Genomic DNA, 20,692 nt, shown 5'->3' with positions numbered 1-20,692 from the left:
GCGAGGGCGGATGGATACACCCTTGGGTGGGGGAACCGAGGGGGGACCGTGGAGCGGCGGGCACGAGACCCCGTGATCGCCGCTCCACGGGCGGAGCGATGCGAAACCGGAGGCGGTCGGCGTCAGCCGAACACCGCCAGACTCTTCGCCTTGCCCTTCTGCTCCTCCACCAGCGCCAGGAACCGCCCCTCGGCGTCGAAGACCGCCACGGCGCCCTTGCCCGCGTACTCCTCGGGCATCTCCAGGCGTACGCCGTTGAGCAGCAGCCGGGCCCGCTTGGCGTCCACGTCCCAGCGCGGGAACGCGGCCGCGGCCGCCTCCGCGATCGGCATCACGGTCAGCTCCTCCTGGAGCTGGTCGAGCGTGCGCGCGGAGTCGAGCTTGTACGGGCCGACACGGGTACGGCGCAGGGCGGTGAGATGACCGCCGACACCCAGGTCCGCACCCAGGTCCCGGGCGAGCGCCCGGATGTACGTACCGGAGGAACAGACCACGGAGACGACCAGGTCGAGCACTGGCGTGTCGTCCTCGGCGACGGCGTCACGGATGTCGTACACCGCGAACGAGGAGATGGTCACCGGACGGGCCGGGATCTCGAAGTCCTCGCCCTCGCGCGCCCGCTTGTACGAGCGCACGCCGTCGATCTTGATGGCGCTGACCTTGGACGGCACCTGCATGATGGTGCCGGTCAGCTTGGCGATCCCGGCGTCGATGGCATCACGCTTGATGCCGGACGCGTCCGTGGACGACGTGATGTCGCCCTCGGCGTCGTCGGTCAGCGTGTTCTGCCCGAGCCTGATGGTCCCCAGGTACTCCTTCTCGGTGAGCGCGAGGTGCCCGAGGAGCTTGGTCGCCTTCTCGACACCGAGGACGAGCACGCCCGTCGCCATGGGGTCGAGGGTGCCGGCATGTCCGACGCGGCGGGTCCTGGCGATCCCGCGCATCTTGGCGACCACGTCGTGCGAAGTGAAGCCCGACGGCTTGTCGACAATGACAAGCCCGTCGGGCGTCGTGTGCTTCTGGGTCATTCCGCGGCGTCGTCCTCGTCGTCCTCGCCCGGCTTCTTGTACGGGTCCGCGTCACCGGCGAAGGTGGCGCCCGCCGAGACCTCGCGCACCTTGGCGTCGGAGGCCCGCGCCTTGTCGAGCAGGTCGTCGATGGTCTTGGCGGTGTCGGGCAGGGCGTCCGCGACAAAGGTGAGCGTCGGCGTGAACTTCACACCCGCCGCCGCGCCGACCGCCGAGCGGAGCACGCCCTTGGCGCTCTCCAGGCCCGCGGCCGCCGCCGCGCGCTCCTCGTCGTCCCCGTACACCGTGTAGAAGACGGTCGCCTCCCGGAGGTCCCCGGTGACCCGGGTGTCCGTGATGGTGACTTGTGTGCCGAGCCGCGGGTCCTTGATCCCGCGCAGCAGCTTCTGGGCCACCACCTCTCGGATGAGGTCCGCCAGCCTCTTAGCCCGCGCGTTGTCGGCCACTGGTCCGTCTCCTTCTTCGCCTTGCGTGTTTCGTCAATCTTCGTCTTTGTGGAGCCTGCGGCGTACCGACAGCAGTTCCACCTCCGGTCGTGCCGCGACGAGCCGTTCACACCGGTCCAGTACGTCGGTGAGGTGCTCGGTGTCTCCGGAGACCACCGCGAGTCCTATCTCGGCCCTGCGGTGAAGGTCCTGGTTGCCCGTCTCCGCCACGCTCACCGCGTACTTGCGCTGAAGTTCGGCGACGATCGGCCGGACGAGAGAGCGTTTCTCCTTGAGCGAGCGAACGTCGCCGAGGAGCAGGTCGAAGGACAGCGTCCCCACATACATGTGTAACCGGATGTCCCGCCGGTACGGGATAGATGGCCTGCCAATGCACTTGGCAGGGACATCAGAACCGTACAACGAACGCCGGGCTCACTCGACGGGGTTTCCGCACCCCGTGAGGGGCGCGGGGCTGTGACACTGTGCGACTCCGCCGCGTGGGCCCGACCAGCCCCCGCCGGCCCGCGGCCGAAAGGAGCCGGGGGCAGACGGCAAGCTGGCCGGCGGGGAGAAGTCCCCGCCGGCCAGCTCAAGCCACTGCGTTACGCCCGCGGCTTCTCGCGCATCTCGTACGTCGCGATGACGTCGTCGACCTTGATGTCGTTGAAGTTTCCGAGGTTGATACCACCCTCGAAGCCTTCGCGGATCTCGGTGACGTCGTCCTTGAAGCGACGCAGCCCGGAGATGGTGAGGTTCTCCGCGATGACCTTGCCGTCGCGGACGAGGCGCGCCTTGGTGTTGCGCTTGACCTCGCCCGAGCGGACCAGGACACCGGCGATGTTGCCCAGCTTGGACGACTTGAAGACCTCGCGGATCTCCGCCGTACCGAGCTCGACCTCCTCGTACTCCGGCTTGAGCATGCCCTTGAGGGCCGCCTCGATCTCCTCGATGGCCTGGTAGATCACCGAGTAGTACCGGACGTCGACGCCCTCGCGCTCCGCCATCTGCGCCGCGCGGCCCGCAGCGCGGACGTTGAAGCCGATGACGATCGCGTCGGAGCCGGTCGCCAGGTCGATGTCCGACTCGGTGACCGCACCCACGCCGCGGTGCAGGACGCGGATGTCGACCTCGTCGCCGACGTCGAGCTGGAGCAGCGAGGACTCGAGAGCCTCCACCGAACCGGACGCGTCGCCCTTGATGATGAGGTTGAGTTCCTGCACCAGACCGGCCTTGAGGGCCTCGTCCAGGTTCTCCAGGGAGAACCGGACACCCCGGCGGGCGAAGTTGGCGTTGCGCTCGCGCGCCGCGCGCTTCTCGGCGATCTGACGTGCCGTGCGGTCCTCGTCGACAACCAGGAAGTTGTCGCCGGCGCCCGGGACGTTGGTGAGACCGAGGACGAGGACCGGGGTCGAGGGACCCGCCTCTTCCACGTTCTCGCCCTTGTCGTCGAGCATCGCGCGGACACGGCCGTACGCGTCGCCGACCACCATGGTGTCGCCGACCCGCAGGGTGCCTCGCTGGACCAGGACGGTCGCGACGGCGCCGCGGCCACGGTCGAGGTGGGACTCGATCGCGATGCCCTGCGCGTCCTGCTCCGGGTTGGCCCGCAGGTCGAGCGAGGCGTCCGCGGTCAGGACCACGGCCTCGAGCAGCTGCTCGATGTTGAGCCCCTGCTTGGCGGAGATGTCGACGAACATCGTGTCGCCGCCGTACTCCTCGGCCACCAGACCGAACTCGGTGAGCTGACCGCGCACCTTCGTCGGGTCGGCGCCCTCGACGTCGATCTTGTTGACCGCGACCACGATCGGCACGTCGGCCGCCTTGGCGTGGTTCAACGCCTCGATCGTCTGGGGCATCACACCGTCGTTGGCCGCCACCACGAGGATCGCGATGTCGGTCGACTTCGCGCCACGGGCACGCATGGCGGTGAACGCCTCGTGACCCGGGGTGTCGATGAAGGTGATGCGACGCTCTTCGTCGTTGACCTCGGTGGCGACCTGGTACGCACCGATGTGCTGCGTAATACCGCCGGCCTCGCCCGCGACGACGTTCGTCTTGCGGATGGTGTCCAGCAGTCGGGTCTTACCGTGGTCGACGTGACCCATGACGGTCACGACCGGCGGACGCGCGACGAGGAACTCCTCGCCACCCTCGTCCTCGCCGAACTCGATGTCGAAGGACTCGAGCAGCTCGCGGTCCTCCTCCTCCGGGCTGACGATCTCGACGACGTAGTTCATCTCGCCGGCGAGCAGCTGGAGGGTCTCGTCGGAGACGGACTGCGTGGCAGTGACCATCTCGCCGAGGTTCATCATCACGGCGACGAGCGACGCCGGGTTGGCGTTGATCTTCTCCGCGAAGTCGGTGAGGGACGCACCGCGCGACAGGCGGACAGTCTGTCCGTTGCCGCGAGGCAGCATCACGCCGCCGACGGACGGGGCCTGCATGGCCTCGTACTCCTGGCGCCTCTGCCGCTTCGACTTGCGACCGCGACGCGCGGGACCGCCGGGACGACCGAAGGCGCCCTGCGTGCCACCACGGCCACCGGGACCACCCGGACGACCGCCGAAGCCGGGACGACCGCCGCCGCCACCACCGGGACCACCGGGACGACCGGCGAAACCGCCGCCGCCACCGCCGGGACCAGCGGGACGACCCGCGAAGCCGCCACCGCCGCCACCGGGACGACCGGCGAAGCCGCCGCCACCGGGACGACCGCCGCCGCCACCGGGACCACCGGGACGACCGCCGCCGCCACCGGGACCGCGGCCACCGGGGCCACCGCCGGGACGCGGAGTGCCCGCAGCGGGACGCTGCGGCATCATGCCGGGGTTGGGACGGTTGCCACCGGGGCCACCGCCGGGACGCGGAGCGCCGCCCTGGGGACGGGGCATGCCGCCCGGAGTCGGACGGGCACCGCCCGGACCGCCCTGGGGACGCGGAGCGCCACCGGGACCGCCCTGCGGACGGGGACCACCCTGACCCGCGCCCTGCGGACGCGGACCGCCCGGGGCGCCTGCGCCACCGGGACGCGGGGCGCCGCCCGGACGGGGCGCCTGGGGGCGCGCCATGCCGGTGGAGCCACCAGAGGTGAACGGGTTGTTGCCCGGGCGCGGTCCGGCCGGACGAGCGCCGGGACGCGGGGCCTGGCCGCCCGGACGCTGGGCGCCCTGACGGTCGCCACGCTCGGGACGGTCACCACGGCCCTGACCACCCTGGCCGGGACCGGCCGGACGGGAACCGGGACGCGGGGCCTGGCCACCGGGACGCGGGGCGCCCGGACGGGCACCTGCCGCGGGAGCCGCGGGAGCCGACGGAGGCGCGGTGAACTCGGCCGCGACCGGAGCCGGAGCCGCCGGAGCGGGCTTCGGGGCGGGCTTGGGACCCGGGGTCGGGCGCGGACCCGGAGCAGCCGGAGTGACCGGCGTGACCGGAGCGGCCGCGGGCTTCTCGGCCGCGGCCGGCTTCGGGGCCGGCGGGCGCGGGGCGGCCGGACGGGCGGCCTGCGCGGGAGACGGGGCTGCCGGCTTGGCCGGGGCAGCCTTGCGAGCGGGGGCGGGCTTGCCGCCTCCGTTGCCCTGCTGGAGGGCGTCAGTCAGTTTGCGTACAACGGGCGCCTCGATCGTCGAGGACGCCGAACGGACGAATTCACCGAGTTCTTGGAGCTTGGCCATGACGACCTTGCTCTCAACCCCGAACTCCTTGGCGAGTTCGTATACCCGGACCTTAGCCACTTCGCTCCTTTTAGGTCCGGGATGCGTCCGGACCGTCGCTACTTCATGGGCGTACTCATCGCGTGCTCATCGAGTGCTCATCGCAATCTCGACCTACTTCCAACTCGCGGGGTACCAGGGCCGCACGGGGGTTCCGTACGACACGTCTTACGGTGTTGCCTGCTCGACGTAGTGGCGCAACGCCTTTGTGTCGAGCGTCCCCGGGGCACGCAGCGCCCGCAAGAACGCCCGGCGGCGGACCGCCAGGTCGAGACAGACCAGGGCGGGGTGCACATACGCACCCCGGCCGGGCAGCGTACCGCGATGATCGGGGACACATTCACCCTCGACCGCCACGATCCGCAGCAGATCCTTCTTGGCCGCTCGCTCCCGGCACCCCACACAGGTGCGTTCAGGGCATGCGCGGGCTCGCGTCCGGCCAGACACTCTTAAGTCTACCTCCCCGCACCGACCTCACCCCTTTGGGGCAAGAATCGAACGGTTGTTGTCGTGATCTAAGCCACCTGCGGACCGGATCTATTCCCGGCCCTGCTCGGCAGGCTGTTCGGTGTCCGGACGGATGTCGATCCGCCAGCCGGTCAGCCGGGCCGCGAGACGGGCGTTCTGCCCTTCCTTCCCGATCGCCAGCGACAGCTGGTAGTCGGGGACCGTCACCCGCGCGGAGCGGGCCGCGAGGTCGACGACCTCGACCTTGGAGACACGGGCCGGGGAGAGCGCGTTCGCGACCATCTCGGCCGGGTCGTCCGACCAGTCGACGATGTCGATCTTCTCGCCGTTCAGCTCGGCCATGACATTGCGCACGCGGCCGCCCATCGGGCCGATGCAGGCGCCCTTGGCATTCAGGCCCGAGCGCGTGGACCGGACAGCGATCTTCGTACGGTGGCCGGCCTCGCGGGCGATGGCGGCGATCTCGACGGACCCGTCGGCGATCTCCGGCACCTCGAGCGCGAAGAGCTTCTTCACCAGATTGGGGTGCGTGCGCGAGAGCGTCACGGACGGACCGCGTACGCCCTTCGCCACCCGAACGACGTACGAGCGCAGCCGCAGACCGTGCTCGTAGTTCTCACCGGGGACCTGCTCCTGCACCGGCAGGATGGCCTCCAGCTTGCCGATGTCGACGAGCACGTTCTTCGGGTCACGGCCCTGCTGGACCACACCGGTGACGATGTCACCCTCGCGCCCGGCGTACTCGCCGAGCGTCGCGTCGTCCTCGGCGTCCCGCAGGCGCTGCAGGATGACCTGCTTGGCGGTGGTCGCGGCGATGCGGCCGAACCCGGACGGGGTGTCGTCGAACTCGCGCGCCTCCTGCCCCTCCTCCAGGTCCTCGGGGTCCTCCTTCGCCCACACGGTCACATGGCCGGTCTCCCGGTTGAGCTCCACGCGCGCGTGACGGCGGCTTCCCTCGGTGCGGTGGTAGGCGATGAGGAGGGCCGCCTCGATCGCCTCGACCAGCAGGTCGAAGGAGATCTCCTTCTCCCGTACCAAGCCCCGCAGGGCACTCATGTCGATGTCCACGGCTACGCCTCCTCTGCGTTCTCTTCGTTCTTGTTCTTACGGCTGAACTCGACCTGGACGCGCGCCTTGACGATGTCCTCGAAGGCGAGCCGCTTGGCAGTGGGCTTGCGCCCCTTCACGCCGGGCACTTCGACGTCGATGCCGTCGTCCTCGACCGTCAGGATGCGGGCGACCAGTTCGCCGCCCTCCGCCAGCTGGAACTTCACCAGCCGGTCGGTGGCGCGTACGTAGTGACGGTGCTCCTTGAGCTCGCGCTCGGCTCCGGGGGTTCCGACCTCGAGGGTGTACTCGCCCTCGCCCATCGCGTCCGTCTCGTCGAGCTTCGCCGAGAGCGCGCGGCTCACATCGGCGATCACGTCCAGGTCGGCACCTTCGTCGGAGTCGACGACCACGCGGAGCACACGCTTACGTCCGACCGAGTCCACTTCGACCTCTTCGAGGTCGAGTCCCTGAGAGCTGACGAGCGGTTCCAGCAGTTCTCGCAGCCTCTCGCTCTGGGTGGTGCTCATCCGGGTGACTCCTCGGCCGCGTGTGCTGTTGTGGGTAGGTCGCGTGTCAGGTCAAAGGGTATCCGGTCGTAGGGGGTGTTGCCGTCCATCGAGGGTCGCAGTTCCCCGCGCCACTGAAGGAGCGCGGGGAACTGCGCGATCTTTGGGCGGGGGTCCGTGGGCGCAGCCCCCGGGGACGGGACGGGTAGGGGCGGAGGGGGCGAAAAGCCCCGGCGGACACCCTTGGGCGAGAGCCGCTGGCGAGTGATCGCCCGGTCCGCGGGTACCGTGATCACGGGCGTCTCGCCCTCCCTTTCGTACGAGCCCTACGAGGACGTCTGTCGTGCCGTTCACCCTGCCGTCGCGCACCCCGTCGGGACCGCGCCGAAGGACCCTGCTCGCGTCGGCCGCGAGTGCCCTCGTGCTCGCGGGCTGCTCCTCCCCCGAGTCGTCCACCGATACGTCGGGCGGCAGCCCCTCGGCCGCGGACCGGGCACGCGCGCGTGCCGCCCGAGACAGCGAGACGCTGGCCGGCCACTACGCCGCCGTGATCGCCGCGCATCCGGCACTGGCGGAGCGGCTGCGCCCGCTGCGGGCGGAGGTCGTACGGCACGCACAGGCATTCGGGGGTGCCGGCGGCCGCCCGGGGGCGTCCTCCTCGGCCTCGCCCGCCGCCTCGGCTTCCGCATCCACGTCCGCCTCGGCGCTCCCCAGCGCCTCCCCCGCCGTACCGGCGAACCAGAAGGACGCCCTCGGCGATCTCGCCTCCGCCGAGCGCACTCTCGCGGACGAGCGCACGAAGACCTTGCTGGATGTCCCGGGAGAGCTGGCCAGGCTGCTCGCCTCGGTGGCGGCGGCCGGGGCCGCGCACGCGTTTTTGCTGACGGAGGGGGCGAAGTGAGCGGGATCGAAGAGACCAAGGGCGCCAAGCGCACCAAGCGGTCCCAAGAGGCCGAGGCAGCCGAGCTGAAGGCGCTGCAGGCCGCGCTGGGGGCCGAGCACGCCGTCGTCTACGGGTACGGCGTCGTCGGCGGCAAGATCGGCGCGGGCCGGCGGAGCGAGGCGCGAGCGGCGTACGACGCCCACCGGGCGCGCCGGGACGAGCTGGTGCGTGCCGTGCGGGACCTGGGCGGCAAGCCCGAGGCCTCGGCGGCGGCGTACGCGCTGCCGTTCGCCGTGAAGGACTCCGCCACGGCCGTGCGGCTCGCGGCCGAGCTGGAGGAACGCGTGGCCGGGGTGTACTCCGACCTCGTACGCGCCTCCACGGGCGACCAGCGGCGCACGGCCGCCGAAGCGCTGCGGGAGGCGGCGGTGCGGGCGGTGCGCTGGCGCGGCGAGAGCGTAGCCTTCCCTGGGCTCGCCGAGCGGGCGGCCACCCCGTCCGCGTCGGCACCCTCGCCGACGTAACGCGACCTGGAAGGGAACGACTCGCGCATGGCTTTCGAACCGCCAGGGCGCCTCGTGCGGGCGCTCGGCGAGACGCAGCACAACGGGGACGGCGGGGCCGGTGACTGGCTGGACAAGCTGCCCGAGCTGGCCCAACAGGCCGTTGATCTACGCGAGTTGACGGTGGAGCGGGTGCAGGCCCCTGGCGGGCGCAGCAGTCTGGTGATGCTGGTGCGGCAGACCGACGGGACGCCCGCCGTGCTGAAGCTGGCGCCCGACCGGGCCCGTCCGGAGAGCGAGCGGGCCGCGCTCGCCCACTGGGACGGACGGGGCGCGGTCCGGCTCCTCAACCCCGGGGATACGCACGGGGTACTGCTGCTGGAGCGGTTGCATCCGGACTTGTCCGTACGCTCGCTGCCCGAGGCGAAGGCTCTGCTGGAGGCGGCGGGAACGCTGCGGCGGCTGTGGGTCGAGCCGCCCGCGGCCCATGTCTTCGAGACCGTGGCCGAGCGGACCGGTCGGCAGGCCGAGGCGATGCGGGCGACGGCGAGTGCCGACGCGGAGATCGGCCCCTTGGTCGACGCGGCGCTCGCGGCCCGCGAGGAGCTGCTCGCCGGGCCGCCCGAGGAGCGGCTGCTGCACGGCACCTTCCGGCAGAGCAAGGTGCTCGCCGGTGAGCGCATGCCGTGGCTGGCCGTGGGCCCCGACCCGGTGGTCGGCGAGTGCGCCTTCGACCTGGCCCGGCTGGTCCGCGACCGGGTGGAGGACCTGATCGCGTCTCCTTCCGGGTCGTCGATCACCCGTCGGCGGGTCAAGCGGCTCGCCGAGTCCCTGGACGTGGACCAGGAACGGCTGCGGGGCTGGACCCTGTTCCGGGCGGTCGAGTCGGGTGTCCGGGCGCGCCGGGTCGGGCGTCCGCGGGACGCGGAGCTGCTGCTGGAGTTCGCGGGCTGGCTCTGAACGCTGTCCGATGCGTTTCTGATCTCTGTCCGGTGAGTTATCCCGTACTGCCCGACGCCGCAGTGTCCGCGTCTGCGGCTGCCTGCATCGAACCCACCAGGGCGAAGACATCGGCCGCCGCCGACGCCACCGCCGCGGCCGCCGTACGTCGTGCTCCTCTGCGGACCGTCGCGGCGGCCCCCCGCTCGTGCCTGTCATGGCTGCTCCCCTCCGCATGACGCGTTGTCACGTCCTACGGTCGGGGAGCAGCCTGAGACAAAACTCTGAGGCGCCCATACGCCTCGCAAGAACTCCCTGAGCGGTGTCTTGAACGGCCCGGGGCTCCGGGTGACTACGCCGTCAGGCGGGCGATCGCCTCATCGACGGTCAGCTCCTCGCGCTCGCCGCTGCGGCGGTCCTTGAGCTCCAGGACGCCCTCGGCCGAGCGGCGGCCTGCCACCAGGATCTTCGGTACGCCGATGAGCTCGGCGTCGGTGAACTTCACGCCCGGGGAGACGCCGGCGCGGTCGTCGACCAGGACGCGCACGCCCGCGGCGCCCAGCTTCTGCGACACGTCGAGCGCCAGCTCGGTCTGCAGGGCCTTGCCCGCGGCGACCACGTGGACGTCGGCGGGAGCGATCTCCTTCGGCCAGCACAGGCCCTGCTCGTCCGCCGACTGCTCGGCCAGCGCCGCCACCGCGCGGGAGACGCCGATGCCGTACGAGCCCATGGTCACGCGGACCGGCTTGCCCTGCTGGCCGAGGACGTCGAGCTGGAAGGTGTCGGCGTACTTGCGGCCGAGCTGGAAGATGTGGCCGATCTCGATGGCGCGGTCCAGCTTGAGGCCGGTGCCGCACTGGGGGCAGGGATCGCCCTCTTCCACCACGACCACGTCCAGGTAGTCGTCGACCTCGAAGTCGCGGCCGGCGACGACGTTCTTCGCGTGCGTGTTGATCTTGTTGGCGCCGGTGATCCAGGCCGTGCCGGGGGCCACCCGCGGGTCGGCGATGTAGCGGACCTTCTCCAGACCCTGCGGGCCGACGTAGCCGCGTACGAGGTCGCCGCGGCCCTCGAAGTCCTCGGCGGTGACGAGTTCGACGACGGCAGGGGCGAGGTGCTCGCCCAGCTTGCCGAGGTCGACCTCTCGGTCGCCCGGGACGCCGACGGCGACGATCTCGCCGTCGACCTTGACCAGCAGGTTCTTCAGGGTGGCGGAGGCGGGGACACCGAGGTGCTCGGCGAGGGTCTCGATGGTGGGGGTGTCGGGGGTGTCGAGCTCCTCGACGGGGCCGTGCTCCGCGTCCACGGGCGTCAGCTTGAAGGTGACCGCCTCCGTGTTGGCCGCGTAGTCGCAGGCCGGGCAGTCGACGAAGGTGTCCTCACCGGCGGCGGCGGGGGCGAGGAACTCCTCGGAGGCAGAGCCGCCCATCGCGCCGGAGACCGCCGACACGATGCGGTAGTCCAGACCCAGGCGGGCGAAGATCTTCTGGTAGGCCTCGCGGTGCAGGCGGTAGGACTCGGCGAGGCCCTCGTCCGTGGTGTCGAAGGAGTACGAGTCCTTCATCTGGAACTCGCGGCCGCGCAGCACGCCGGAGCGGGGGCGGGCCTCGTCGCGGTACTTGGTCTGGATCTGGTAGAGCATGACCGGCAGGTCCTTGTAGGACGCGACCTGGTCCTTCACGACGAGGGTGAAGATCTCCTCATGGGTCGGGCCGAGCAGGTACTCGGCGCCCCTGCGGTCCTTGAGGCGGAAGAGGAGGTCGCCGTACTCCTCCCAGCGGGCGGAGGCCTCGTAGGGCTCCTTGGGCAGCAGGGCCGGGAGCAGGACTTCCTGCGCCCCGATGGCGTCCATCTCCTCCCGTACGACCCGGGAGATGTTGTCGAGGACCTTCTTGCCCAGCGGCAGCCAGGTCCAGATGCCCGCGGAGTTCCGGCGCACGTAGCCGGCGCGGACGAGCAGCTTGTGGCTGAGCGTCTCGGCGTCTGCCGGGTCGTCACGCAGTGTCTTGACCATCAAACGGGACATGCGATGGACCTGGGCCATGATTCTCGACTCCTGCTGCGTAAGGGTGATGGGAGCGAGGTTAGCCGGGCGGTCCATCCCGGTGGAAATCGGTTAGCGCCTGCGGAGCGGCAGCGGGGCGCCCATGACGGCGTACGGCTTGGGGGCGCTGGGGAAGAGGACCTGGCGTGCGAGGTCCTCATAGCCCAGTGAGCGGTACAGGCCGCGGGCCGGGCTGTCGGTGTCGATCGCGGAGAGGATCGAGCGGGGTTCGGCGGCGCTGTCCGTGATGCCGGTGATCAGGCGGCGGCCGATGCCGTGGTTCTGGTAGCGCGGGTGGACGTGCAGTTCGGTGATCACGAAGGAGTTGTCGAGCCAGTCGTCGTGGCCCTGGGCGCGCAGATACGGCTCGACGACGGTGGACCACCAGTGCGTACGGTCGTTGGGCATGCCATAGACGAACCCGACGAGCCGTCCGTCGAGCGTCGTCGCGCCGAGCGCCCGGGCTCCCGGGTGGGTGAGGTGGCGCAGCACGATCTGACGTCGTACGGCGATCTCGTCGGCGCCCAGCCCGAAGGCGATTGCCTGTACGGCGAGCGCCTCGTCGACGCGCGCGGCGAGATCCAGCGGGCCGATGACCACGTCGTCGGGGTTGCGGTGGCCCTGACCGGGAAAGCGCAGCATGCCGGGGAGACTACCCGGGCGCTTCGCCGGATGGCGCCGGGGACTGTGGGGTTGTCGTTCGGCTGCGGGTCGTTGTGGCCGGTCGCGCCCACGCGGCGGAGTCGCACGACGTCACAGCCCCGCGTCCGTTACGGGGCCCGGCTAGAACAGGACGCTCATGAACGCGCCGATCTCCCGGAAGCCCACGCGGCGGTACGTGGCCCGGGCGGCCGTGTTGAAGTCGTTGACGTACAGACTGACCACCGGGGCGACATCGGTGAGGGCGTACCGCATGACGGCGGCCATGCCGGGGGCCGCCAGGCCCTGCCCTCGGTATTCGGGCGCGACCCAGACCCCCTGGATCTGGCAGGCCTGCGCGGTCGCGGCGCCGATCTCCGCCTTGAAGACGACCTTGCCGTTCTGGTCGAGGCGGGCGAACGACCGTCCGGAGCCGACGAGTTCGGCGACGCGTGCCTGGTAGAGCAGCCCGCCGTCACCGGCGAGCGGCGAGACGCCGACCTCCTCGGTGAACATCGCCACGCACGCCGGCATGATCGTCTCCATCTCGTCCTTGCGGATGCGGCGGACGTACGGATCCGGGGCGATGTCGGCGGGGAGCCGGTCAGTGATCATCAGTGGCTGGTGGGTCCGGACTTCGCGGGCGGGGCCCCAGCTCGGTTCGAGCAGCCGCCACAGCTGGGCGGTGGGTTCGGCGGGGCCGACGATCGAGGAGCAGCGGCGTCCGGCCCGCCGCGCCCGGTCGGCGAAGCCGCGGACGGCGCGGGGGGTGGCGCAGATCGGGACCAGGTTGGCACCCGCGTAGCACAGGGAGCGCAGCATGCCGTCCTCGTACCAGCCCCACATTTCGCCGCCGAGCCGCCAGGGGTCGAGGCCGGCGATCTGTACGCGGGATGCGACGAAAGCGTTCGCCACCGGCTCGCGGTCGAGGACGGCGAGCGCGGCGTCCAGGTCACTCGGTTCGAGGACCCTGGTGGTGGTCTGGGTCAACAAGTGCGGGGGCCTCACCATACGGTCTGCTGGTCTCCGCACTGTACCCGGCGGATTTCGCCCCCGCCGCCCCTACCCATTCCCGACCTTGGGGGCTCCGCCCCCAGACCCCCTTGGCTGTTCTTCGGCCGCGGTGGGTGGGGGCTTGTCGCGCAGTTCCCCGCACCCCTGACGGGGTAGCGGGGAACTGCGCGATCTCCACGTACGGGACGGAGAGGCGAGGAAAACTCAGCCGGCCACGGACACCGAAGGCTCGCCGGAGGCGATTCCCTCCGCCTCCATCTGCTCCGCGATCTTCATCGCTTCCTCGATCAGGGTCTCGACGATCTTCGACTCGGGCACCGTCTTGATGACCTCGCCCTTGACGAAGATCTGCCCCTTCCCGTTGCCGGAGGCGACGCCGAGGTCGGCCTCGCGGGCCTCGCCGGGGCCGTTCACCACGCAGCCCATGACGGCGACGCGCAGCGGGACCTCCATGCCGGTCAGGCCCGCGGTGACTTCCTCGGCCAGCTTGTAGACGTCGACCTGGGCGCGTCCGCAGGACGGGCAGGAGACGATCTCCAGGCCGCGCTGCTTGAGGTTGAGGGACTCCAGGATCTGAAGGCCGACCTTGACCTCCTCGGCGGGGGGCGCCGACAGCGAGACGCGGATCGTGTCGCCGATGCCCTCGGAGAGCAGCGCGCCGAACGCCACCGCCGACTTGATCGTGCCCTGGAAGGCGGGCCCCGCCTCGGTCACACCGAGGTGCAGCGGGTAGTCGCACGCGGCCGCCAGCTGCCGGTACGCGTTGACCATGACCACCGGGTCGTTGTGCTTCACCGAGATCTTGATGTCCCGGAAGTCGTGCTCCTCGAAGAGGGACGCCTCCCACAGCGCGGATTCGACGAGCGCCTCGGGCGTCGCCTTGCCGTACTTCTGGAGCAGCCGCTTGTCGAGGGAGCCCGCGTTGACGCCGATCCGGATCGGGGTGCCGGTGTCCTTCGCGGCCCGCGCGATCTCCTTGACCTGGTCGTCGAACTGCTTGATGTTGCCGGGGTTGACGCGCACGGCCGCACAGCCGGCGTTGATCGCCGCGAAGACGTACTTCGGCTGGAAGTGGATGTCGGCGATGACGGGGATCTGGGACTTCTTGGCGATGGTCGCGAGGGCGTCGGCGTCGTCCTGGGTCGGGCAGGCGACCCGGACGATCTGGCAGCCGGACGCGGTCAGCTCGGCGATCTGCTGGAGCGTGGCGCCGATGTCCGACGTACGCGTCGTCGTCATCGACTGCACCGACACCGGTGCGTCTCCACCCACGGCGACCGTTCCGACCTGGATCTGCCGGCTCTTGCGGCGCTCGGCCAGCTTGGTCGGAACGGACGGCATGCCGAGAGAAATCGCAGTCATCTGCTGTGCAACCCCAAGTTGTGGATCAAGGTCCCGGAATCGTGGGCTCCAGGCTTTGAGATTACGGCACGGGCGCACGCCCGAGCACATCACGCCCCTGAACCCACCCAATGGAGGGCGGCCGGACACCCATGGTGCCCGGCCGCCACAAACAGTGCCTTGCTAGGAGATTTTCACCGGGTTAACCACGTCCGCGATGAGCACCAGAATCGTGAAGCAGACGAAGATTCCGGCCACCACATACGCGACGGGCATCAGCTTCGCCACGTCGAACGGGCCCGGGTCGGGCCGCTTCAGGACCTTCGCCGTGTTGCGCCGCAGCGACTCCCACAGCGCACCCGCGATGTGCCCGCCGTCGAGCGGGAGCAGCGGGAGCATGTTGAAGAGGAAGAGGGAGAGGTTGAAGCCGGCGACCAGCAGCAGCATCATCGCGACCTGCTGCGACGGCGGGATGTCGAGGGTGAAGACCTCGCCGCCGACCCGGGCCGCGCCGACCACGCCCATCGGGGAGTCGGCCTTGCGCGGGCCGTCACCGAAGGCCGCGTTCCACAGGTCGGGGACCTTGCCGGGCAGCGAGACCAGCGACTCGACGCCGTTCTGCATCATGTCGCCCATGCGGTTCACGGACTGCCCGAACGACTGCTGGACGATGCCGGAGGCGGGCGTGAAGCCGAGGAAGCCGGCGTACACGTACTTGCCTTCGACATAGCCGCCGTTGCCGTCGGTCTTGCTGACCTGGTTCTTGATCAGGTGGGCGGTCAGGTCGACCTGCTGCCCCTTGCGCATCACCGTGATCGTGACGTCCTTGCCGGGGTTGGCGCGGATGTCGGACTGGAGGGTCGACCAGTTGTCGACCGCCTTGCCGTTGAAGGCGACGATCTGGTCGCCGCCCTTGAGTCCGGCGGCCTTGGCGGGCGCGGCCTCGTCACCGCTCTCGCACTTGGTCCGGTTCTCGCTCTGCTGGATGACACAGTCCGAGACCTTGCCGACGGTGGTGGTCTGGGTCTGCACGCCGAACGTCATCATCACGCCGAGGAAGATCGCCACGGCCAGAATGAGGTTCATGAAGGGGCCCGCGAACATCACGATCACGCGCTTCCACGGCTTGCGCGTGTAGAAGAGGCGCGTCTCGTCACCCGGCTTGAGCTCCTCGAAGGCGGCCGACCTGGCGTCCTCGATCATGCCGCGGAAGGGGGAGGTCGAGCGTGCCTCGATCTTGCCGTCGGGACCGGGCGGGAACATCCCGATCATGCGGATGTAGCCGCCGAGCGGGACCGCCTTCACCCCGTACTCGGTGTCGCCCTTCTTGCGCGACCAGATGGTCGGGCCGAAGCCGACCATGTACTGCGGCACGCGGATGCCGAAGAGCTTGGCCGTCGACAGATGTCCCAGCTCGTGCCACGCGATCGAGATGAGCAGGCCGACCACGAAGACGACTATGCCGAGGATCATCATCAGGGTCGTCATGCACGAGCCTCCGCGGTTGTCGTCTGTGCCGTCAGTTCACGGGCCCGGGCGCGCGCCCAGGTCTCCGCTTCGAGGACGTCCGCGACGGTCAGGGAAGTTCCCGTATCCGGCGTGCCGTGTTCCTCGACCACCCGTGTGACAGTCTCCATGATCCCGTTGAACGGCAATGTGCCCTTCAGGAAGGCGTCCACGCACTCCTCGTTGGCCGCATTGAACACCGCCGGGGCCGTACCCGCGAGCTGCCCGACATGCCGGGCGAGTCCGACCGACGGGAACGCGTCGGTGTCGAGCGGGAAGAACTCCCAGCTCGACGCCTTGGTCCAGTCGAAAGCGGGCGCGGCGTCCGGCACCCGCTCGGGCCAGCCGAGCCCGATGGCGATCGGCCCGCGCATGTCGGGGGGCGTCGCCTGGGCGATCGTCGATCCGTCCGTGAATTCCACCATCGAGTGGACATACGACTGCGGGTGCACGACCACCTCAATGCGATCGAAGGGAATGTCGTAGAGGAGGTGTGCCTCGATGACTTCGAGTCCCTTGTTGACCAGGGTCGCGGAGTTGATGGTGATGACCGGGCCCATCGCCCAGGTGGGGTGGGCCAGGGCGTCCTCGGGGGTGACGTCCGCCAGTTCGGCCTTCGTACGTCCCCGGAAGGGGCCCCCGGAAGCGGTCACGACGAGTTTGCGTACGTCCGCCCGGGTGCCCGAGGCGAGGGCCTGGAACAGGGCCGCGTGCTCGGAGTCGACCGGGATGATCTGGCCCGGCTTGGCCAGTGCCTTCACCAGCGGGCCGCCGACGATGAGCGATTCCTTGTTGGCGAGCGCGAGGGTGCGGCCCGCCTCCAGGGCGGCGAGGGTCGGGGCGAGGCCGATGGAGCCGGTGATGCCGTTGAGCACGGTGTGGCAGTCGGATGCGGCGAGTTCGGTGGCGGCGTCCGCCCCGGCCAGGATCTCGGGGAGCGGCTCCCCCGCTCCGTACTGCTCCGTCAGTGCCTCGCGCAGCGCCGGTACGACGTCCTCGCGCGCGACGGCGACCGTCCGCACGCGCAGCCGGTGGGCCTGCTCCGCGAGAAGTCCGACCCTGCCGCCGGCGGCGGAGAGCGCGGTGACCCGGAACCGGTCGGGGTTGCGCAGCACGAGGTCGATGGCCTGGGTGCCGATCGAGCCGGTGGATCCGAGGATCACGACATCCCGGACTCCGTCCACGGGGTCGAAGACAAGATGCGGATCAGCGAGGGGGGCTGGACTGTCGCTCATCCCTCCATTGTGGCCGCAACGCGTCCCCGGCAGGACAGGGCGCCCCATTTCTCGTCGCATTACCACTCGGAGGTGCCGAGGGAAGCGAAAACCCCCCTCGTGAACCTCCCGTGAAGATCATGTGATAACTCTTCACCACCGGTCGGCGGAAGACCGACCGGCGAACGACACCCTGGGGGGTTCTCATGCAGATACGCGCTGCCCTGCCCGCGCTCGCGGGCGCCGTGGTTCTCACGGGCACGATTCTCAGCACTCCGGCTCAGGCGGCCGGGAGTGTCTACATCTACGAGGTGTACTACGACAGCCCGGGCTCGGACGGCGGCTCCAACGCCAGCCTGAACGCCGAGTGGGTCAAGATCAAGAACTCGACGTCGTCGACGGTCTCCCTGAAGAACTGGAAGATCAAGGACGCGACCGGCTACACGTACACCTTCGGCGACGTGAAGATCGGCGCGGGCGCGACCAAGAAGGTGCACACCGGCAAGGGCACGAACACCGCGACCGACAAGTACTGGGGCCGCTCCTGGTACGTGTGGAACAACACGGGCGACACCGCGAAGCTCTACAAGGCGAGCGGCACGAAGGTCGACTCGTGCTCGTGGTCCTCGCGGGGCAGCGGCTACAAGTACTGCTAACGCCTACGCCGCCGCTGTTTGCGGGTCCTGGTGCGCGCGCGAGGCGGAACGGGAGCCTCGCGCGGCTCCAGCCCGGGCTGGTCCGGGGGCGACACGGACGGGGTGGCGTCGGTCGGGGCGAACTCGCCCTGGACCACGCCCTCCGCCGTGTCCAGCGTCGGCGCGGTGAAGTGCAGGCCGTCGGTGGGCCCGCGCCCCGTCCCGGCGCCCGGAGCCGCGGCGTCGAGATTGAAGACGTATCCGACGGACTCCTCCTTGATCGCGTCGGTCATCGCGCCGTACATGTCGAAGCCCTCGCGCTCGTACTCGACGATCGGCTCCCGGCCGAGGGTCCAGCGCAGGCCGATGCCGTCACGGAGGTAGTCCATCTCGTAGAGGTGCTCGCGCCATTTGCGGTCGAGGACGGAGAGGACGACGAGGCGTTCCAGGTCGCGCAGCGCCTCGGCGCCGAGTTCCGCCTCGCGCTCCTCGTACCGGGCGTGGATGTCGTCCGTCACCGCGTCGATCAGTTCGCCCGCGGTGAGGTTCGCGCGGTCGCCGGCCTCCTCCTCCAGCTCCTCGATCGTGATCCCCACGGGGTACAGCTGCTTGAGCGCGCCCCACAGCCGCTCCAGGTCCCATTCCTCGGCGAAACCCTCGCTCGTCTCCTGCTCGATGTACGCGCGGACGGTGTCGTCCATGAAGTGCAGGATCTGTTCGCGCAGGTCCTCTCCCGCGAGGACCCGGCGGCGTTCGGCGTAGATGAGGGTGCGCTGCCGGTTGAGGACCTCGTCGAACTTCAGGACGTCCTTGCGGGACTCGAAGTGCTGCTGCTCCAGCTGGGCCTGGGCGGAGGCGATCGCGCGGGTGACCATCTTGTTCTCGATGGGTACGTCGTCGGGCACATTCGCCATGGACATCACCCGGTCGACCACGTTGGCGCGGAACAGTCGCATCAGGTCGTCCTGGAGCGAGAGGTAGAAGCGCGAGGCGCCCGGGTCGCCCTGGCGGCCGGAACGGCCGCGCAGCTGGTTGTCGATGCGCCGTGACTCGTGGCGCTCGGTGCCGAGGACGTAGAGGCCGCCGAGCTCCTTGACCTCGTCATGCTCGGCCGCGACCGCGGAAGTGATCCGGTCGAGCACCTTCTGGCGCTCCTCCGGTTCCGCGTCCTGCGCGGTCTCGGCGAGCGCCATCGCCTCCGGGTTGCCGCCGAGCATGATGTCGGTGCCGCGGCCCGCCATGTTCGTGGCCACGGTGACCGCGCCCTTGCGTCCGGCCTGCGCCACGATCTGGGCCTCGCGCTGGTGGTTCTTGGCATTGAGCACCTCGTGCCGGATGCCCCGCTTCCTGAGCCGCGCGGACAGCACCTCGGACTTCTCGACGGAGGTGGTACCCACCAGGATCGGCTGGCCCTGCTCGTGCTTCTCGGCGATGTCCGCGAGGATCGCGGCGTACTTCGCCTCCTCGGTGCGGTAGATCTGGTCGGGGTCGTCGCGGCGGACCATCGGCCGGTTCGTGGGGATCGGGACGACGTGCAGCTTGTAGATCTGGTGGAACTCGGCCGCCTCGGTCATGGCGGTGCCGGTCATGCCGGCGAGCTTCTCGTAGAGACGGAAGAAGTTCTGCAGCGTGATCGTGGCGAGCGTCTGGTTCTCGTCCTTGATCGTCACTCCTTCCTTCGCCTCGATGGCCTGGTGCAGCCCTTCGTTGTAGCGGCGGCCCGCGAGGATGCGGCCGGTGTGCTCGTCGACGATGAGCACCTCACCGTCCACGACGACGTAGTCCTTGTCCTTCTTGAAGTGCTCCTTGGCCTTGAGGGCGTTGTTGAGGTGCCCGATGAGCGGGGTGTGATCGGACTCGTAGAGGCTGTCGATGCCGAGCTGGTCCTGGACGTACTCCACTCCGGCGTCCAGGATCGCCACCGTGCGCTTCTTCGGGTCGTACTCGTAGTGGTACTGGGTCCGCAGCTCGGCGAGGCGGTCCTTGTCCGCCTGCGTGGTGAACTGCTCCTCCTGCACGAGTACGCCCTTCATCCGCAGCGCGAACGCGGCGAAGGACTCGTACCAGTGCGTGGGCTGATCGGCCGGACCGGAGATGATCAGCGGGGTGCGCGCCTCGTCGATGAGGATCGAGTCGGCCTCGTCGACGATCGCGAAGTGGTGGCCGCGCTGCACCAGTTCGTCCTGCGACCAGGCCATGTTGTCGCGCAGGTAGTCGAAGCCGAACTCGGTGTTGGTGCCGTAGGTGATGTCGCAGGCGTACTGCGCGCGCCGCTCGGCCGGGGTCGACTGCGTCTTGATCACCCCGACGGTCAGCCCCATGAACCGGTAGGCGCGCCCCATCCACTCGGCGTCCCGCTCGGCCAGGTAGTCGTTGACCGTGACGAGGTGAACTCCCTTGCCGGTCAGGGCGTTCAGATACACGGGAAGCGTGCCGACCAGGGTCTTTCCCTCGCCGGTCTGCATCTCGGCGATGTTGCCGGAGTGCAGCGCCGCGCCGCCCATGATCTGTACGTCGAAGTGGCGCATGCCTAGGGTGCGCCGGGCCGCCTCGCGCATCGCGGCGAAGGCCTCCGGCAGCAGGTCGTCCAGGCTCTCGCCGCCCGCGTACCGCTCCTTGAACTCCGGGGTGAGCGCCTGGAGTTCCTCGTCGGTCAGCGACTTGAACTCCTCCTCCAGGGAGCCCACCTGTTCGGCGATGCGCTCGAGGCGGCGCAGCATCCTTCCCTCGCCGGCGCGCATGATCCTGCCGGTGATGGCGTCCAGACCTTTACCTGCCATGGGA

General features: G+C 69.9%; 18 protein-coding genes. 4 read left to right on the top strand and 14 right to left on the bottom strand.

Annotated features, from left to right (window positions below; all coding sequences use genetic code 11):
* Positions 1-122 precede the first annotated feature (122 nt).
* The 7 genes from truB to rimP all read right to left on the bottom strand — a co-directional run bounded on the left by truB (position 123) and on the right by rimP (position 7,211).
* On the bottom strand, positions 123-1,028 hold the full coding sequence (gene truB, locus AB5J53_RS34875) for a tRNA pseudouridine(55) synthase TruB (RefSeq protein ID WP_369249582.1): 906 nt from the start codon (positions 1,026-1,028) through the stop codon (positions 123-125).
* Positions 1,025-1,474, bottom strand: a complete 450-nt coding sequence (gene rbfA, locus AB5J53_RS34870) for a 30S ribosome-binding factor RbfA (protein WP_369249581.1) — start codon at positions 1,472-1,474, stop codon at positions 1,025-1,027. The genes truB and rbfA overlap by 4 nt, the downstream gene beginning before the upstream one ends.
* Positions 1,475-1,507: 33 nt before the next feature.
* Positions 1,508-1,801, bottom strand: a complete 294-nt coding sequence (locus tag AB5J53_RS34865) for a DUF503 domain-containing protein (protein WP_369249580.1) — start codon at positions 1,799-1,801, stop codon at positions 1,508-1,510.
* A gap of 257 nt (positions 1,802-2,058) precedes the next feature.
* Positions 2,059-5,187: a translation initiation factor IF-2 gene (gene infB, locus AB5J53_RS34860; RefSeq protein WP_369249579.1), complete on the bottom strand. Its 3,129-nt coding sequence runs from the start codon at positions 5,185-5,187 to the stop codon at positions 2,059-2,061.
* 147 nt (positions 5,188-5,334) lie between these two features.
* Complete coding sequence (locus AB5J53_RS34855; protein WP_189189073.1) at positions 5,335-5,613, bottom strand: YlxR family protein; 279 nt, start codon at positions 5,611-5,613, stop codon at positions 5,335-5,337.
* A 90-nt stretch (positions 5,614-5,703) separates the two neighbouring features.
* Complete coding sequence (gene nusA / locus AB5J53_RS34850) at positions 5,704-6,702, bottom strand: transcription termination factor NusA (protein ID WP_369249578.1); 999 nt, start codon at positions 6,700-6,702, stop codon at positions 5,704-5,706.
* Between the two features lie 2 nt (positions 6,703-6,704).
* A complete protein-coding gene (gene rimP, locus AB5J53_RS34845) occupies positions 6,705-7,211 on the bottom strand; it encodes a ribosome maturation factor RimP (protein ID WP_369249577.1) in 507 nt (168 codons plus the stop codon).
* Positions 7,212-7,533: 322 nt separating this feature from the next.
* Between rimP and AB5J53_RS34840 the strand changes: the two genes are divergently transcribed.
* Genes AB5J53_RS34840 through AB5J53_RS34830 form a run of 3 tightly spaced genes read left to right on the top strand, consistent with a single transcriptional unit; the run spans position 7,534 to position 9,536 of the window.
* Positions 7,534-8,091, top strand: coding sequence for a hypothetical protein (locus AB5J53_RS34840; RefSeq protein WP_369249576.1), 558 nt, complete (start codon positions 7,534-7,536; stop codon positions 8,089-8,091).
* Between the two features lie 5 nt (positions 8,092-8,096).
* Positions 8,097-8,597 carry a ferritin-like domain-containing protein gene (locus tag AB5J53_RS34835; RefSeq protein WP_369252642.1) on the top strand — a complete coding sequence of 167 codons (501 nt, stop codon included), beginning with the start codon at positions 8,097-8,099 and terminating at the stop codon, positions 8,595-8,597.
* 27 nt (positions 8,598-8,624) lie between these two features.
* Positions 8,625-9,536 carry an aminoglycoside phosphotransferase family protein gene (locus AB5J53_RS34830; protein WP_369249575.1) on the top strand — a complete coding sequence of 304 codons (912 nt, stop codon included), beginning with the start codon at positions 8,625-8,627 and terminating at the stop codon, positions 9,534-9,536.
* 331 nt (positions 9,537-9,867) lie between these two features.
* Here AB5J53_RS34830 and AB5J53_RS34825 read toward each other — a convergent pair whose 3' ends face one another.
* The 6 genes from AB5J53_RS34825 to dxr all read right to left on the bottom strand — a co-directional run bounded on the left by AB5J53_RS34825 (position 9,868) and on the right by dxr (position 17,294).
* Positions 9,868-11,559, bottom strand: coding sequence for a proline--tRNA ligase (locus AB5J53_RS34825; protein ID WP_369249574.1), 1,692 nt, complete (start codon positions 11,557-11,559; stop codon positions 9,868-9,870).
* A 72-nt stretch (positions 11,560-11,631) separates the two neighbouring features.
* Positions 11,632-12,201: a GNAT family N-acetyltransferase gene (locus AB5J53_RS34820; protein ID WP_369249573.1), complete on the bottom strand. Its 570-nt coding sequence runs from the start codon at positions 12,199-12,201 to the stop codon at positions 11,632-11,634.
* Between the two features lie 141 nt (positions 12,202-12,342).
* Positions 12,343-13,191, bottom strand: a complete 849-nt coding sequence (locus AB5J53_RS34815; RefSeq protein ID WP_369249572.1) for a GNAT family N-acetyltransferase — start codon at positions 13,189-13,191, stop codon at positions 12,343-12,345.
* Positions 13,192-13,416: 225 nt separating this feature from the next.
* Positions 13,417-14,574 (bottom strand): flavodoxin-dependent (E)-4-hydroxy-3-methylbut-2-enyl-diphosphate synthase, encoded by a 1,158-nt coding sequence (gene ispG / locus AB5J53_RS34810; RefSeq protein WP_369249571.1) that lies wholly within the window; start codon positions 14,572-14,574, stop codon positions 13,417-13,419.
* Between the two features lie 162 nt (positions 14,575-14,736).
* Entirely contained in the window at positions 14,737-16,041 is a 1,305-nt protein-coding gene (locus AB5J53_RS34805; protein ID WP_369249570.1) for an RIP metalloprotease, read from the bottom strand.
* Complete coding sequence (gene dxr, locus AB5J53_RS34800) at positions 16,038-17,294, bottom strand: 1-deoxy-D-xylulose-5-phosphate reductoisomerase (protein ID WP_369249569.1); 1,257 nt, start codon at positions 17,292-17,294, stop codon at positions 16,038-16,040. The genes AB5J53_RS34805 and dxr overlap by 4 nt, the downstream gene beginning before the upstream one ends.
* 185 nt (positions 17,295-17,479) lie before the next feature.
* Between dxr and AB5J53_RS34795 the strand changes: the two genes are divergently transcribed.
* Positions 17,480-17,929 (top strand): lamin tail domain-containing protein, encoded by a 450-nt coding sequence (locus AB5J53_RS34795; protein ID WP_369249568.1) that lies wholly within the window; start codon positions 17,480-17,482, stop codon positions 17,927-17,929.
* Here the strand turns inward: AB5J53_RS34795 and secA are convergent.
* Positions 17,926-20,688, bottom strand: coding sequence for a preprotein translocase subunit SecA (secA, locus tag AB5J53_RS34790; protein ID WP_369249567.1), 2,763 nt, complete (start codon positions 20,686-20,688; stop codon positions 17,926-17,928). The two genes, AB5J53_RS34795 and secA, sit on opposite strands and share 4 nt — an antisense overlap.
* Positions 20,689-20,692: the final 4 nt, after the last annotated feature.

The organism is Streptomyces sp. R41, from assembly GCF_041053055.1.
Lineage (GTDB): Bacteria > Actinomycetota > Actinomycetes > Streptomycetales > Streptomycetaceae > Streptomyces.
This window is presented reverse-complemented; position numbering and strand designations above follow the sequence as displayed.

Bases quoted from the DNA above. Each gene is read 5' to 3' on its own strand.
- rimP (WP_369249577.1), bottom strand. From the start codon at position 7,211: ATGAGCACCACCCAGAGCGAGAGGCTGCGAGAACTGCTGGAACCGCTC.
- AB5J53_RS34820 (WP_369249573.1), bottom strand. From the start codon at position 12,201: ATGCTGCGCTTTCCCGGTCAGGGCCACCGCAACCCCGACGACGTGGTC.
- AB5J53_RS34805 (WP_369249570.1), bottom strand. From the start codon at position 16,041: ATGACGACCCTGATGATGATCCTCGGCATAGTCGTCTTCGTGGTCGGC.
- AB5J53_RS34795 (WP_369249568.1), top strand. From the start codon at position 17,480: ATGCAGATACGCGCTGCCCTGCCCGCGCTCGCGGGCGCCGTGGTTCTC.
- AB5J53_RS34865 (WP_369249580.1), bottom strand. From the start codon at position 1,801: ATGTATGTGGGGACGCTGTCCTTCGACCTGCTCCTCGGCGACGTTCGC.
- dxr (WP_369249569.1), bottom strand. From the start codon at position 17,294: ATGAGCGACAGTCCAGCCCCCCTCGCTGATCCGCATCTTGTCTTCGAC.
- secA (WP_369249567.1), bottom strand. From the start codon at position 20,688: ATGGCAGGTAAAGGTCTGGACGCCATCACCGGCAGGATCATGCGCGCC.
- AB5J53_RS34825 (WP_369249574.1), bottom strand. From the start codon at position 11,559: ATGGCCCAGGTCCATCGCATGTCCCGTTTGATGGTCAAGACACTGCGT.
- truB (WP_369249582.1), bottom strand. From the start codon at position 1,028: ATGACCCAGAAGCACACGACGCCCGACGGGCTTGTCATTGTCGACAAG.
- ispG (WP_369249571.1), bottom strand. From the start codon at position 14,574: ATGACTGCGATTTCTCTCGGCATGCCGTCCGTTCCGACCAAGCTGGCC.
- AB5J53_RS34830 (WP_369249575.1), top strand. From the start codon at position 8,625: ATGGCTTTCGAACCGCCAGGGCGCCTCGTGCGGGCGCTCGGCGAGACG.